We start from the raw sequence: 13,759 nt of genomic DNA on the forward strand, positions 1-13,759 counted from the left end.
CGCTGTCAGGTCGACAGCAGTTCCTGGTGCTTGCTGGCCAGGCCGAGGTAGCTTTCGATGACGCGCGGATCGTTGCGCAGCATCTCGGCCTCGCCCTGCATCTTGACCGCGCCGTTTTCCAGCACATAGGCGTAGTCGGCGACCTGCAGCGCGGCGCGGGCATTCTGCTCGACAAGCAGGATGGAGACGCCGCGCCGGCGCAGTTCGGCAATGATGCGGAAGATTTCGCGGACGATCAGTGGTGCAAGACCAAGACTGGGTTCGTCGAGCATCAGCAGCTTGGGCTTGGCCATCAGCGCCCGGCCGACGGCCAGCATCTGGCGCTCGCCGCCCGACATCGTGCCGGCCTGCTGTTGGCGGCGCTCCTTGAGGCGCGGGAAGAGCGCATAGACCTCCTCCATCGTCTGCGCATGGTCGCGATGGCCGTGCCGATTGCGCTGAAAGGCGCCGAGCAGCAGGTTGTCCTCGATCGTCATGGTGCCGAACAGCTCGCGCTTTTCCGGCACCAGGTTCATGCCGCGCACCACCATGCGCTCGACTTCCGGCACCTGTTCGATGCTGCCGTCGAAAGCGACCTCGCCCGAGGATGGCAGCAGGCCCATGATCGCCGACAGCGTCGTCGTCTTGCCGGCGCCGTTCGGGCCGATCACCGTAACGATCTTGCCCTCGCCCACTTCCAGGCTGATCTTGCTGACCGCCTCGACCTTGCCGTAGGCGACCGAGAGGTCTTTGACTTCCAGTACGTTACGACTCATGCCGCGACACCCCCTAAATACGCTTCCAGCACCGCCGGATCGCACTGCACTTCCTCCGGCAGCCCGGTGGCGATTTCTTCGCCGAATTCCATGACCACGACGCGGTCGACCAGGCTCATCACGAAATCCATGTCGTGTTCGACGATCAGCACCGCCATACCTTCCGACTTCAGGCGTTTGAGCAGGTCGGACAGCGCCTGTTTTTCCTTCAGGCGCAGGCCGGCTGCCGGTTCGTCGAGCAGCAGCAGGCAGGGGTCGGAACACAGCGCGCGGGCGATTTCGAGGATGCGCTGCTGGCCGAGGGCCAGGCTGCCGGCCTCGACATGCATGAACTCGCCGAGCCCGACCCGTTCGACCTGGAGCGCCGCTTCGCGCAGCACACGGGCCTCTTCGGCCCGGTCGAGGCGCCAGGCCGCCGCCAGCACGCCTTTGCTGCCGCGCCGATGGGCACCGATGGCGACGTTCTCCAAGACGCTCATGTTGGGCAGCAGGCGGACATGCTGGAAGGTCCGGCTCATGCCGAGGGCGGCGATTTCGCGCGAGCTGTGGCCGGCCACCGGCTGGCCGCGGAAGAGGATTTCACCGGAGGTCGGCGTATCGACGCCGGAGAGCTGGTTGAACATGGTGCTTTTTCCCGCACCGTTCGGGCCGATCAGGGCGAGGATTTCGCCGGCCTGGACATGCAGGTTCATGTTGTTGTTGGCAACCAGGCCACCGAACTTGCGGGTCACCGCTTTGGCCTCGAGAATGACCTCGCCATGCGGCGGCTGCGCCTTCTTCGCCAGGGGTTCGGCCGTCGCATCGATCAGCTTCGGCTCTTGGCGCACCGGCATCAGCCGGGCGAGCAGCGGCCACAGGCCGTCGCGGGCCCGGTGCAGGACGACGATCATCAGCAGGCCGAAGACGATGACCTCGAAATGCCCGGCCGAGCCGAACAGCTTGGGCAGGATGTCCTGCAGCCACTGCTTGAGCACGGTGATCACGCCGGCCCCGACCAGGGCGCCCCAGACCTGCCCGGCGCCGCCGACGACGGCCATGAACAGGTACTCGATGCCGATGTGCAGGCCGAACGGGGTCGGATTGACGAAGCGCTGCAGGTGGGCATAGAGCCAGCCGGCGGCGCAGGCGTGCAGTGCGGCAATGACGAAGATCACCATGCGCGCCCGCGAGGTATCGACGCCCATCGCCTCGGCCATCACCATGCCGCCCTTCAGGGCCCGGATGGCCCGGCCTTCGCGGGAATCGAGCAGGTTCTTGGTGGTGAACAGCGCGGCCAGCACGAAGGCCCAGACCAGGTAGTAGTAATGGCGGTTGTCGAGCAGATCCAGCCCGAAAATGCTGATCGGCGGCAGGTTGGAGAGGCCGGCATGGCCGCCGAGGAATTCCATGTTGCCGAACAGGAAGAACAGGCTGATGCCCCAGGCCATGGTGCCGAGCGGCAGGTAATGGCCGGACAGCTTGAGGGTCACCGAACCGAGGATCACCGCCACCGTTGCCGTCAGCAGCAGGCCGAGGGCCAGCGCCATCCACGGCGAGCCGGCAGCAAAACCGAGCCAGGTGGGTAACTCGCTGGAACTGGTCAGCCAGGCCGTGGTGTAGGCGCCAAGGCCGACGAAAGCCGCCTGGCCGAACGAGGTCAGACCGCCGACCCCGGTCAGCAGCACCAGGCCAAGGGCAACCAGGGCCGACAGGCCGACGTAGTTGAGCAGCGTGACGTAGAACTCGGGCAGCACCAGCGGCGCCAGCAGCAGCACGCCGAGGAAGACGCCGAGCGCCAGGCGTGGGCTGATCCAGCCGTCGCGCCGCGCCGTCGTCACGACATGCGCCGTTTCCTCTTCCTCGACATGATGGGTCTTCCAGGAAAGCCAGATCAGCACCGGGATGATCAGCGTGAACACCAGCACATCCTTGAAGGCGCTGGCCCAGAAGGAGGAGAAGGATTCGAGCAGGCCGACGATGATCGCCCCGCCGGCGGCCAGCGGGTAGCTGGCCAGGCCGCCGATGATGGCGGCAACGAAGCCCTTGAGGCCGATCAGGAAGCCGCTGTCGTAATAGACCGTGGTCAGCGGCGCCACCAAAAGGCCGGACAGCGTGCCGATCAGCGCCGCGAAGAAGAAGGTCTGGCGACCGGCCAGGGCCGGCGAGATGCCCATCAGGCGGGCGCCATTGCGGTTGATGGCGGTGGCGCGCAAGGCCTTGCCGGCCAGCGTGCGGTCGAAATACAGGTAGAGGCCGACGATCAGCGCCAGTGAGGCGGCGAGCACGACCAGCGTATGGCCGCCGACCAGCAGCGTACCGACTTCGATCTGCGCCTGGCTGAACGGTGCGGTGCGCGAACCTTCCGGCCCGAAGATGAGCAGGCCGAGACCGACCATCAGCAGGTGCAGGGCAACCGAGATGATGAGCAGGATAAGCACCGGCGCTTCGGCCACCGGCTGGAAGGCGACGCGGTAGAGCATCGGCCCCATCGGCACGACGATGGCCAGCGCCAGTCCGGCCTTGACCGCGTGCGGCAACTCGGCGAGCGGCAGGAACCAGAGCAGGCCGGCGACGGCCAGCGGATAGGCGATATTCCAGAGCAGCGACTTGCCGAGCCGGCGGCGCCCGGGTTGCGCGGCGACGATGTCGGCCCCGAAGGCAAGGCCGCCGGCGCCGAGCAGCAACCAGACGGTGCCCGGGTAGTGGCCGGCCTCCAGTGCCGCCATGGTCAGTGCGCCCCAGGCGAGGAATTCGCCCTGCGGGATAAAAATGATCCGGGTGACGGCAAAGACCAGGACCAGCGCCAGTGCCAGCAAGGCATAGATGGCGCCGTTGGTGACGCCGTCCTGAGCAAGCAGGGCGAAGATTTCAGCATCCATGAAGGACTCCAGGTCGACCGCTGCGGTCGACGATCAAAACAGGGCAAAAACCGGGCCGCGCGGCAAGCGCCCGGCCCGGCATCGTCAGACGGCCAGGCCGCGTTGGCGGGCCAGGGTCAGCGCGGTGTCCTCGATCATGTCCTCCTGGCCGCCGACCATGCCGCGCCGGCCCATCTCGACCAGAATGTCGCGGGCCGGAACGCCGTACTTCTTCTCGGCGCGCTTGGCGAAGAGCAGGAAGGAGCCATAGACACCGGCATAGCCGAGGGTCAGCGCATCGCGGTCGATGCGGATCGGGAAGTCCATGATCGGCACCACCAGGTCTTCGGCGACGTCCTGGATCTTGAAGACATCGACCCCGGTTGCGATACCCATCAGGTCGCAGACGGCGATCAGCACTTCCATCGGCGTGTTGCCGGCGCCGGCGCCGAGGCCGGCGGCAGCCGCGTCGATGCGGTTGGCACCGACTTCGATCGCGGCAATGCTGTTGGCAACGCCCATGGCCAGGTTGTGGTGGCCGTGGAAGCCGAGTTCGGTTTCCGGCTTCAGCGCGTCACGCACGGCACCGAGGCGGGCCTTGACGGTATCCGGCAGCAGGTGGCCGGCCGAGTCGGTGACGTAGATGCAGTTGGCACCGTAGCCTTCCATCAGTTTGGCCTGCTTGACTAGGCCTTCCGGGCTGTTCATGTGGCTCATCATCAGGAAACCGACGGTATCCATGTCGAGCTTCCTGGCCATCTTGATGTGCTGTTCCGAGACGTCGGCCTCGGTGCAGTGGGTGGCGACGCGGATGGTATGGACGCCCAGGTCGCGCGCCATCTTCAGGTGATCGACGGTGCCGATGCCCGGCAGCAGCAGCGCCGAAACCTTGGCCTGCTGCATTTTCGGAATCACCGCGCCGAGGTATTCCTCGTCGGTATGGGCCGGGAAGCCGTAGTTGACCGAGGAGCCGCCCAGGCCGTCGCCGTGGGTGACCTCGATCAGCGGGATACCGGCCTGGTCGAGGCCGGTGGCGATGCTGACCATCTGGTCGAGGCTCATCAGGTGCCGCTTGGGATGCATGCCATCCCGCAGGGTCATGTCGTGGACGGTAACGTTCTTGCCGCGCAAAGTCATGGTCTTCTCCTTACCCGGCGACCGGCTCAAGCTTGAGCGCGCCTTTGATGATTTCTTCGGCGAACATTTCCGCCGTACGGGCCGCCGCGGCGGTCATGATGTCGAGGTTGCCGGCATAGGTCGGCAGGAAGTCGCCGAGGCCCTGCACTTCGAGGAAGACCGAGACGCGGTTGCCGTCGAAGACCGGGCCATTGACCAGGCGGTAGCCGGGCACGTACTTCTGCACTTCGGCGATCATGGTCAGGATCGAGTCGGTGATCCGCGCCTGATCCGGCGTGCCTTCGGTCAGGCAATGCACGGTGTCGCGCATGATCAGCGGCGGTTCGGCCGGGTTGATGATGATGATCGCCTTGCCCTTTTCGGCGCCGCCGACCTGCTCGATGGCGCCCGAGGTGGTGCGGGTGAATTCGTCGATGTTCTTGCGGGTGCCGGGACCGGCGCTCTTCGAACTGATGGTGGCGACGATCTCGCCATACTTGACCTTCTGGACGCGGGAGATGGCGGCGACCATGGGAATCGTCGCCTGCCCGCCGCAGGTCACCATATTGACGTTCATCTCGCCCTGGCCGACCAGGGTCTTCAGATTGACCGGCGGCACGCAGAAGGGGCCGATGGCGGCCGGCGTCAGGTCGATCATCAGCACGCCGAGTTCGTTGAGCTTGCGGCTGTTCTCGGCATGGACGTAGGCGGACGTCGCATCGAAGGCGATCTGCACGCCATCTTCCAGCACGTGCGGCAGCAGACCGTCGACGCCGCCGGCGGTGACTTTCAGGCCCAGTTCGGCGGCCCGCTTCAGGCCTTCCGATTCCGGATCGATGCCGACCATCCAGGCCGGCTCCAGCACCGGGCTGCGCTGCAGTTTGTAGAGCAGATCGGTGCCGATGTTGCCGGGGCCGATCAGCGCACATTTGATTTTTTTCATGTTCATTTCTCCGTGGGGATTGGGGAGGCAGGACGACTCAGGCAAACAGCGCGCTGACCGTGCCCAGCCCGTCGATATTGACGTCGAAGCGGCCCGGCTCGGTGACGGCGACCATCGGCCCCAGGGCGCCGGTCAGCACGATGTCGCCGGCCAGCAGCGGCCGTCCGCAGCGGACCATGGTGTCGGCCAGCCAGATCGCGGCATTCAGCGGGCTGCCCAGGCAGGCCCGGCCGTTGCCGAGCGAGACGACTTCGTCGCCGCGCCGCATTTCCATGGCACAGGCCGTGATGTCGAATTCACCCAATTGGCGCGGTCGACCGCCGAGCACGAACAAGCCGCTCGAGGCGTTGTCGGCCACGGTATCGACGAAGCGGATGTTCCACTGCTCGATCCGGCTATCGACGATCTCGATGGCTGGCAGTGCGTACTCGGTGGCGCCGAAGATGTCGGCGTAGGTATGGCGCTCCTGCGTTAGATCGCGGCCGATGACCAGCGCGATCTCGGCTTCGACCTTGGGCTGGATCAGGCGCGACAGCGCCACCGGCTCGCCGTCGCCGACCGCCATGTCGGCAAAGAGCATGCCGAAATCGGGCTGATCGACGCCAAGCTGGGCCTGCACGGCGAGCGAAGTCAGGCCGATCTTGCGGCCGACCAGGCGGCGACCTTCGGCCAGCCAGGCTCGGGTGTTGACCTCCTGGACGGCGTAGGCGGCATCCGGGCTGTTCAGCGCCAGGCGGTCGCGCAGCGGGGCGATGGTTTGGCCGCTGGCGACCGCCGCCTTGAGCAGGCCGGCGGCGGCTTCGGTGGTGAGAATGGCGTCGTGGCTCATCACTTCACCAGCTTCCAGTGATTGTTCTCGACCTTGATCAGGACGATCGAACTGGCGTCATAGCCGGCATGATCGGCGGCGGCCATGGTGTAGACGCCGTTGGTACCAACCAGCTTGCTGGTCTTCTCGATGCCGTCGCGCAGTGCGGCGCGGAATTCCGGCGTGCCGGCCTTGGCCTTGCCCTTCTGGGCGCCGACGATGGCGTTCTGCAGGAGCAGCCAGGCGTCCCACGAGGCACCGGCGAAGGTCGAACGGGAATCCGGACCGTTCTTCGCTTCCAGCTCCTTGACGAAGGCGACGCCGTTCTTCTTGGCCGGATGGCTGTCCGGCAACTGCTCGGCAACCAGCACCGGACCGACCGGGATCAGCGCCCCTTCGACGGCCTTGCCGCCGACCCGGAGGAATTCCTTGCTGGTCACGCCGTGCGACTGGTAGATCCGGCCCTTGTAGCCGCGCTCGCGCAGCGTGATCTGCGGCATCGCGGCCGGCGTGCCGGAGGCGCCGACGAAGACAACATCGGGCTTGGCCGCCATCACCTTCAACACCTGGGCCTGGACGCTGGGATCAGCCCGGCCATAGCGCTCGCTGGCGACGATGTTGAGCTTGCCGTCGGCGGCCTTGGTCAGCGCCTTCAACAGCAGTTCGCCCCAGGAATCGGAGAAGCCGATGAAGCCGACGGTCTTGGCACCGTTCTCCAGCATGTCGGTGACGATGCGCTGCACCATCAGGTCGGCCGAGGGCTCGCTGCGGAAAACATAGCCGCGCTTGTCGCCGGACACGTCGAGCGGTGCGACGGAAACCATCGGCGTCTTCTCGGCATTGGCGACATCGGCCATGGCAACGGCCGTGCTGATCAGGTTGGGACCGAGGATGGCATCGACCTTGTCTTCGGAGATCAGCTTGCGCACATTCTTGACGGCGCTGGTCGGGTCGGTGCCGTCGTCGAGCAGGATGAAATTGACCTTCTCGCCGCCGACCGTACTTGGAAAGAGGGCGATGGCCTTCTTGGTCTCGGCGCCGAGGGCGGCGGCCGGGCCGGTCAGCGAGGCGATGACGCCGACGTTGATGTCGGCAAAGGCCGGGGCGGCGGCCAGAGCGGCGATGGTCAGGGCAAACAGTTGGTTCGGTTTCATTTTCTTGTCTCCTCGTTGGGGTAACGGATAGATCGACAGTGCGGCTTATTGCGGAATGCGGCGGAAGCCGCCGTTCAGGTAGATCAGCGCTTCGCCGTCGTTGCGCTCGCAGGTGGCGAGGACTTCGCAGAGGAAGGCGTTGTGCGTGCTTTCGTCGAAAACCTTGATGACGCGGCAGTCGAAATTGGCCAGCGAGCCATCCAGGGCCGGCGCCCCGGTGGTCAACTCGCGCCAGCGGCCATGCTCGAAGCGGGCGTCGCCATGCACGCCGTCGATCATGCCGGCGAAGGCCTTGGCGACCTCCTCCTGATCGCCGGCCAGGACATTGACGCAGAGTGCGCCGCTGTTCAGGATGACTTCGCTGGCCGCGACGTTCTTGTTGACGAAGACGACCAGCCGCGGCGGGTCGGCGGTCACCGAGCAGACGGCGGTGGCGGTCAGGCCGGCCCGGCTTTCGCCATGGCGCGCGGTGATGATCGAGACGCCGACCGCGAAATGGCGCATGCCGTAGCGGTGGTCTTCCGACGTCACGGTCGGCATCGCGGCCAGCCGGGTGTTCGGCGTCCAGTCGAGCAGTTGATTGATGTCCTTGTACATGGCGTGGGCGCTCCGTTTACTGGGCGACGGCCGCAACCGGCGGCTTGACGCCGAACGGGTTGGCCGCCGGTAGCGGATTGCCGAGCAACTGGCCGCCGAGCAGGTCGCCGATGTTGTCCTGGTTCTGCGTGATGTGATTGGCGCCGACCAGGATGTCGCGCATCTGGCGCTGCATCGGGCTGTTCAGCCAGACGCCGCGGGTCGAAGTCTTCTTGAAGATCATGTGGGCCGCCTCGAAGCATTCGCCGCCGGTAAACTGGTTGGTCGCGAAGTGGCGAACGCGGATGTCGAGCGGCACCAGCTTGCCCTGCGAGGCGTAGCCCCAGGCCTCCTCGGTGTTCTGCACGACACGAGCGGTGGCGCCGACGATCTTGGCGTAGGCCTCGCCCAGCTTGCCCTTGATGAACGGGTCCTGGACGGCGGCGCCGACCGCCTGGTTGATGTTCTGGCGCGGCACCATGTGTTCGATGTAGAGATCGACCATGCCGCGCGCCATACCGATGATCACCGACGACACCGCGGCGTAGAAAACGTAGAAGAAGGGCATTTTGTAGAGGTCGTTCACGTGGCCGTGCGAGTCGTCGTCGTAGGCGCCGATGACGTGGCTGCGATACTCGGGCACGAAGACGTTCTTGACGATCAGCTTCTTGCTACCGGTGCCGGCCAAGCCGACGACGAACCAGTCGTCGACGATGTCGAAATCCTTGCGCTGGACCCAGAAGGAGCGGAAGACCTGTTCGCCGTTGGCCAGGCTGACGCGGCCGCCGAGGAAAGCACCGCCGGCGGCGTGGTCGCAACCGCTGGAAGTCAGCCACTCGCCATTCAGCAGATAGCCGCCTTCGGTCGCCGTGACAGTGCCGAACGGGGCGTAGGACGAGGAAACCAGCACGCTGTTGTCCTCGCTCCACAATTCGTCGCCGCACTGGCTCGGCAGCAGGCCGACTTCGAAGGGATGGACGCCGAGCACCATGACGTTCCAGGCGCTGGACGGGCAGCCGCGAGCCAGCTCCATCAGCACCTTGTTGAGCACGTTCGGGTTCATTTCATAACCGCCCCAGCGCTTCGGCTGCAGAATCTTGAAGAAGCCGGCATCCTTGAAGGCCTGGATGGTTTCCTTCGGCACCATGCGCTCCTTTTCGCAGAGCTCGGCCCGGGCGCGCAGCAACGGGATCATGTCGCGGGCGCGCTGGACGATTTCGTCTTCGGTCGGAATTTCAATGGCGAATTTTTCGATCTTGCTCATGTTGGGACTCCTCAATTTTGAAAAACTGTTTGCTTAAGCCGTGACGTCGGCGCTGATCACGCCATAGCCGGCAATCCACTCGTTGATCGGACGGTAGTAGTCCTGGCGAGCCTGATAGGAACCGGCTGCCGCCAGCGCCGAGAAGGCGGCGACCCAGGTCCGGATTTCGTGCGTCGAGCGGCCCGCAGCGCGGGAAATTTCCTCGATCTTGAAGTTGTCGATTTCAGCCAGGCGACCTTCGATCAACAGATCCATGAAGGCTAGATCCCACTCGGTATTGAGCGGCGTCAGCGGGCATTCCGGTGTGCCGAAAATCTTGCCGGTGGCCAAAGTGCGGGCCTGGCGGGCAGCCCGCGCTTCCGGTGTCGGGTTGCGCCCGGCGATCAGGAAATTGGCGACCTCTTCCGGTGCATCGGCCAGCAGCGGCACCGGTGGTTCGTGCGACAGGCCGCCGGTACCGAGGATCAGCACGCGTTTGTTGAGCCGGGCGATGAACTGGCCGACCGCTTCGCCGAGTTTGCGAATGCGGCGATAGGGCCCGAAGGGCGGCGCCACCGAGTTGATGATGATGGGGATCACCGGGTAACGGGTCAGGCTGCCGGTCAGCTCTTCCAGCGTTTGCGTGCAGCCGTGGTCGACCTGCAGGCGGTGCGAAATGGCGATATCGATGTCGCTGTCGAGGATGAACTTGGCCATTTCCATGGCCAGTTCCTTGTCCACCGACAGCGGACCGGGCAACGTCTGGTAGTCGGCGACCGAGTCGGCGGCGGTGGCGATGACGAAGGGCGGCATCAGGTCGTAGAACAGGCCGTTGTAGTGATCCGGCGCGAAGACGACGATCAGCTCGGGATCGAAAGCCTCGACCTCGGCCCGCGACCTGGCGAGAATGGCATCGACTTCCCGGACGACGTCGGCACCGGGATCGTTCAGGCCGCGCAGCGGGGTGTGCGACAGGCATTTCAGTTTGATGCTCATGCATGCTCCTTGATCTGGGGATTCAGGCAAGCCGCTCCCGTCAGGAGCCAGCGGGCACCCGAAGGCAAGGGCCGAATTGTTGGGGTGGGTGGCGCAGGAGCGCGGGGGCTTAGCGCTGTCGAGCCGGGCGCTGGCCGGTGTCCAGTTGGCGATCGATCATTTTTGTCTCCACGTTGTTTTATTTGGTGAAGCCATTCTAGGGAGATGCAAGCGGCGGGAAAAATTTATCTCGCGAATGTGCACAATATGCACAACATTGTTTTTACAATGATTTAAATTGCAAATCGGGAATAATCATGCGTCCATCGAGTGGAGCCACCTACCGCCACGTGCAGGGCCTCAGCCGCGGCTTGTCCATCCTGCACGCGATCAATCTGTCGGCCAACGGTTGGGCGAGCATCGCCGAATTGAGCGCGACGACCGGCCTGCATCGGACGACGGTGCGCCGCCTGCTCGAAACGCTGCAGGCCGAAGGCTATGTCCGGCGCAGCGTTTCGGATGACAGCTACCGCCTGAACCAGAAAATCCGCCAGTTGAGCGATGGCTTTACCGACGATGAATGGATCTCCGAAGTGGCCAATCCGGTGCTCGGCGAATTGCTGCAGAAAGTCGTCTGGCCGTCCGATCTGTGCACCCTCGACGGCGACAGCATGCTGGTCCGCGAAACGACGCACCGTTTCAGCCCGCTCTCCTTCCACCGGGCAATGATCCGCCAGCGCATGCCGGTGCTGCACACCTCGGCCGGCCGGGCCTATCTGGCTTGGTGCAGCGCCGAGGAAAGACAGCAGATCCTCCAGTTGCTGGTCGCCGGCAACGACGAACAGGCCAATTTCGCCCGCAACCGCGTGCTGGTCGAGCAGATGCTGGAAAAAGTCCGCCGCCAGGGCTACGCGACCAACGACGGCGAATGGAACCAGCAGATCAAGATTGCCGCGATCGCCGTACCGATCCGCCATAACGGCCATGTACTGGCCTCGATCAACGTCGTCTTCCTGAAGAAAGCGATGAGCCTCGCCGAGGCGGTCGAGCGTTATCTGCCGGAGTTGAACTCAGCGGTCGGGAAAATCCAGGCCCGCCTCAGCGAAATGGATACGGCACTGCCCCAGGGCACACCGGGCATCTCTATTCAGGAAAGCTGAAGCCGCTGGTTAAGGACGGCTTTCCGTCAACCATCTCCGGGCGCCCTGCCCGGCCGCCCGGCCGCTGGCCAGACAGGCGGTCAGAAGATAACCGCCGGTCGGCGCTTCCCAATCGAGCATCTCGCCGGCGCAGAAAATGCCGGGCATCCGGCGCAGCATCAACTGCTCGTCGAGTGCCTCGAAAACCACCCCGCCGGCCGTGCTGATCGCCTCGTCGAGCGGCCGCGTGGCCTGCACCGGCAGCGGCAGCGCCTTGATCGCGGCGGCCAGCGGGACTGCTGCGGTCAACTGCTCGGGCGGGCAAAATTCGCGCAGCAAGCCGGCCTTGACACCCTCGATGCCGGCCCGGCGGCGCAGATGGTTGCTTAGCGAATCGCGGCCGCGCGGATAGGACAGATCGGCGACCAGCCGGTCCAGCGAACGGCCGGGCGCCAGATCGAGGGTCAAAACTGCTTTGCCATCGCGTTCCAGCGCATCGCGCAACGGTGCCGACACGGCATAGACCAGGCCGCCCTCGATACCGTCGGCGGTGATATTGAATTCGCCCTGCTGCCGGGATTGGCCGATGCTGGCCACCACTGGCTTGACCGGCTGGCCAGCGAAGCGCTCGCGAAAATAAGCGCTCCACGCCACGTCGAAACCGCAATTAGCCGGCCGTAACGGTGCGACCGGCACGCCACGTTCGCTGAGCAGCGGCACCCAGGCCCCATCCGAACCCAGCTTGCGCCAACTGCCGCCGCCCAACGCCAGAATCACCGCATCGGCGTGGACGCAGCTTTCGCCGTCCGGCGTCGCGAAGCGCAAGGCGCCAGCGGCCGTCCAGCCCAGCCAGCGATGGCGGACATGGAAATGCACGCCGCTGTCGCGCAGCCGGTGCAGCCAGGCGCGCAGCAAGGGGGCGGCTTTCATTTCGGTCGGAAAAACGCGGCCCGAAGTGCCGACGAAGGTATCGATGCCGAGGCCGTGGATCCAGCTACGCACAGCATCCGGCCCGAAAGCGTCGAGCAGCGGTGCGATCTGCGCCTGACGCGTGCCGTAGCGACCGACGAAAGCCGGCAGCGGCTCGCTGTGCGTGATGTTCATGCCGCCCCGGCCGGCCATCAGGAACTTGCGGCCGAGCGACAGCATGGCATCGAAAACCGCCACTTCGAGGCCGTCGACCGCGGCAATCTGCTCGGCCGCCATCAGCCCGGCCGGGCCACCGCCAATGATGGCGATACGGGGCATCAGCGCTCCGGCCGCTCGGCGGCGGCAATGGCGCCGGAAAGGGCCGGCAGCAATTCCTCTTCGTCGAGCGGGGTGACGGTGACGGCGACCTCCGGCTCGGCGCCACCGCCGCCGAGAATGATGCCGCGCAAGGGCGAGATATCGCCGAAATCGCGGCCGAAAGCGACGGTGATGTGCTCGGTATCGGGCAACAGGTTGTTGGTCGGGTCGAAATCGACCCAGTCGTTGTCGAAGTCCGGGGCATAGACCGAAACCCAGGCATGCGATGCATCGGCCCCGATCAGGCGCGGCTTGCCCGGCGGCGGCCGGGTCAGCAGGTAGCCACTGACATAGCGGGCCGACAGACCGAGGGCACGCAGGCAGGCGATCATCAGGTGGGCGAAGTCCTGGCAGACGCCGCGCTTCTTTTCGAGCACTTCCATAACCGGCGTCGACACGGTGGTCGCCTCCGGATCGAACTTGAATTCCTTGAAAATCTTCGCCATCAGCGCCTCGGCGCCGAGCAGCACCGGTCGCCCGGGCGGGAAGCAGTCGGCCGCGTAATCGGCCAGTTCGTGCTTGATGCGGACATGGGCGCTTTCGAACAGGAAGCGCGTCGCATCGAGGTCGGCCGGCCGCGAGTCGGAGGCATCGTAGGCCAGACGGTCGCGGACCTTTTCCCAGGGCAGCGAGCTTTCCAGCTTTTCCGGCAGGTGCGGCGTCACGGCGATGCTCATTGCCGAACTGATGCGCAGGCTGTCGTGCGGCGCATGGAAGGCGATCCAGGTCACCGGGTTGCCGAAAGCATCCTGGCCATCGCGCCGCCAGGTCGGTGACGGCGTGACGGCGATATGCTGCTCCTCGATCTGCTGCCAGGCGAGAATGCGCGGCGACAGGTGCAACTGCTGCTGCGATAGCGAAACAGGGCTGCCGTAGTCGTAGGTCGTTTCGTGCAGCACGTGGTAACGGACGGGCGTTTTTTCCAT

Annotated in this window: 12 protein-coding genes and 1 pseudogene; 1 reads left to right on the forward strand and 12 read right to left on the reverse strand. The window is 65.2% G+C overall.

Going from position 1 to position 13,759, the window contains the following annotated elements; translation table 11 throughout:
• Positions 1-5: 5 nt before the first annotated feature.
• From AT959_RS03490 to AT959_RS03530, 10 genes and pseudogenes are all read right to left on the reverse strand, one after another.
• On the reverse strand, positions 6-755 hold the full coding sequence (locus AT959_RS03490) for an ABC transporter ATP-binding protein (protein ID WP_066880640.1): 750 nt from the start codon (positions 753-755) through the stop codon (positions 6-8).
• Positions 752-2,545 carry a branched-chain amino acid ABC transporter ATP-binding protein/permease gene (locus tag AT959_RS21720; RefSeq protein ID WP_240481706.1) on the reverse strand — a complete coding sequence of 598 codons (1,794 nt, stop codon included), beginning with the start codon at positions 2,543-2,545 and terminating at the stop codon, positions 752-754. Before AT959_RS21720 ends, AT959_RS03490 begins: the two co-directional genes overlap by 4 nt.
• 39 nt (positions 2,546-2,584) lie before the next feature.
• A pseudogene (locus AT959_RS21725) lies at positions 2,585-3,613 on the reverse strand (branched-chain amino acid ABC transporter permease); the annotation flags it as partial.
• 84 nt (positions 3,614-3,697) lie between these two features.
• A complete protein-coding gene (gene dmpG, locus AT959_RS03500; RefSeq protein ID WP_066880643.1) occupies positions 3,698-4,729 on the reverse strand; it encodes a 4-hydroxy-2-oxovalerate aldolase in 1,032 nt (343 codons plus the stop codon).
• Between the two features lie 10 nt (positions 4,730-4,739).
• Entirely contained in the window at positions 4,740-5,651 is a 912-nt protein-coding gene (locus AT959_RS03505) for an acetaldehyde dehydrogenase (acetylating) (protein ID WP_066880926.1), read from the reverse strand.
• Positions 5,652-5,688: 37 nt separating this feature from the next.
• Positions 5,689-6,480 carry a 2-keto-4-pentenoate hydratase gene (gene mhpD / locus AT959_RS03510; RefSeq protein WP_066880645.1) on the reverse strand — a complete coding sequence of 264 codons (792 nt, stop codon included), beginning with the start codon at positions 6,478-6,480 and terminating at the stop codon, positions 5,689-5,691.
• Positions 6,480-7,613: an ABC transporter substrate-binding protein gene (locus tag AT959_RS03515; protein WP_066880647.1), complete on the reverse strand. Its 1,134-nt coding sequence runs from the start codon at positions 7,611-7,613 to the stop codon at positions 6,480-6,482. The genes mhpD and AT959_RS03515 overlap by 1 nt, the downstream gene beginning before the upstream one ends.
• Positions 7,614-7,658: 45 nt before the next feature.
• Positions 7,659-8,210: a flavin reductase family protein gene (locus AT959_RS03520; protein WP_066880649.1), complete on the reverse strand. Its 552-nt coding sequence runs from the start codon at positions 8,208-8,210 to the stop codon at positions 7,659-7,661.
• A 16-nt stretch (positions 8,211-8,226) separates the two neighbouring features.
• Positions 8,227-9,453 carry an acyl-CoA dehydrogenase family protein gene (locus tag AT959_RS03525; protein WP_066880651.1) on the reverse strand — a complete coding sequence of 409 codons (1,227 nt, stop codon included), beginning with the start codon at positions 9,451-9,453 and terminating at the stop codon, positions 8,227-8,229.
• Positions 9,454-9,486: 33 nt separating this feature from the next.
• Positions 9,487-10,428, reverse strand: a complete 942-nt coding sequence (locus tag AT959_RS03530; RefSeq protein ID WP_066880654.1) for a 3-carboxyethylcatechol 2,3-dioxygenase — start codon at positions 10,426-10,428, stop codon at positions 9,487-9,489.
• Positions 10,429-10,724: 296 nt separating this feature from the next.
• Between AT959_RS03530 and AT959_RS03535 the strand changes: the two genes are divergently transcribed.
• Positions 10,725-11,567, forward strand: coding sequence for a DNA-binding transcriptional regulator (locus AT959_RS03535; RefSeq protein ID WP_066880656.1), 843 nt, complete (start codon positions 10,725-10,727; stop codon positions 11,565-11,567).
• Positions 11,568-11,576: 9 nt separating this feature from the next.
• Here the strand turns inward: AT959_RS03535 and AT959_RS03540 are convergent, their stop codons facing one another.
• Both AT959_RS03540 and AT959_RS03545 read right to left on the reverse strand, forming a co-directional pair.
• Positions 11,577-12,794 (reverse strand): TIGR03862 family flavoprotein, encoded by a 1,218-nt coding sequence (locus AT959_RS03540; RefSeq protein ID WP_066880658.1) that lies wholly within the window; start codon positions 12,792-12,794, stop codon positions 11,577-11,579.
• Positions 12,794-13,759, reverse strand: coding sequence for a transglutaminase family protein (locus AT959_RS03545; protein ID WP_066880660.1), 966 nt, complete (start codon positions 13,757-13,759; stop codon positions 12,794-12,796). The genes AT959_RS03540 and AT959_RS03545 overlap by 1 nt, the downstream gene beginning before the upstream one ends.

The sequence above is a fragment of the Dechloromonas denitrificans genome, assembly GCF_001551835.1.
In the GTDB taxonomy this organism is placed as follows: Bacteria; Pseudomonadota; Gammaproteobacteria; order Burkholderiales; family Rhodocyclaceae; genus Azonexus; species Azonexus denitrificans.

Coding starts and splice junctions, on each gene's coding strand:
- AT959_RS03530 (WP_066880654.1), bottom strand. CDS start 10,428: ATGAGCATCAAACTGAAATGCCTGTCGCACACCCCGCTGCGCGGCCTG.
- AT959_RS03540 (WP_066880658.1), bottom strand. CDS start 12,794: ATGCCCCGTATCGCCATCATTGGCGGTGGCCCGGCCGGGCTGATGGCG.
- AT959_RS03490 (WP_066880640.1), bottom strand. CDS start 755: ATGAGTCGTAACGTACTGGAAGTCAAAGACCTCTCGGTCGCCTACGGC.
- mhpD (WP_066880645.1), bottom strand. CDS start 6,480: ATGAGCCACGACGCCATTCTCACCACCGAAGCCGCCGCCGGCCTGCTC.
- dmpG (WP_066880643.1), bottom strand. CDS start 4,729: ATGACTTTGCGCGGCAAGAACGTTACCGTCCACGACATGACCCTGCGG.
- AT959_RS03520 (WP_066880649.1), bottom strand. CDS start 8,210: ATGTACAAGGACATCAATCAACTGCTCGACTGGACGCCGAACACCCGG.
- AT959_RS03525 (WP_066880651.1), bottom strand. CDS start 9,453: ATGAGCAAGATCGAAAAATTCGCCATTGAAATTCCGACCGAAGACGAA.
- AT959_RS03515 (WP_066880647.1), bottom strand. CDS start 7,613: ATGAAACCGAACCAACTGTTTGCCCTGACCATCGCCGCTCTGGCCGCC.
- AT959_RS03535 (WP_066880656.1), top strand. CDS start 10,725: ATGCGTCCATCGAGTGGAGCCACCTACCGCCACGTGCAGGGCCTCAGC.
- AT959_RS03545 (WP_066880660.1), bottom strand. CDS start 13,759: ATGGAAAAAACGCCCGTCCGTTACCACGTGCTGCACGAAACGACCTAC.
- AT959_RS03505 (WP_066880926.1), bottom strand. CDS start 5,651: ATGAAAAAAATCAAATGTGCGCTGATCGGCCCCGGCAACATCGGCACC.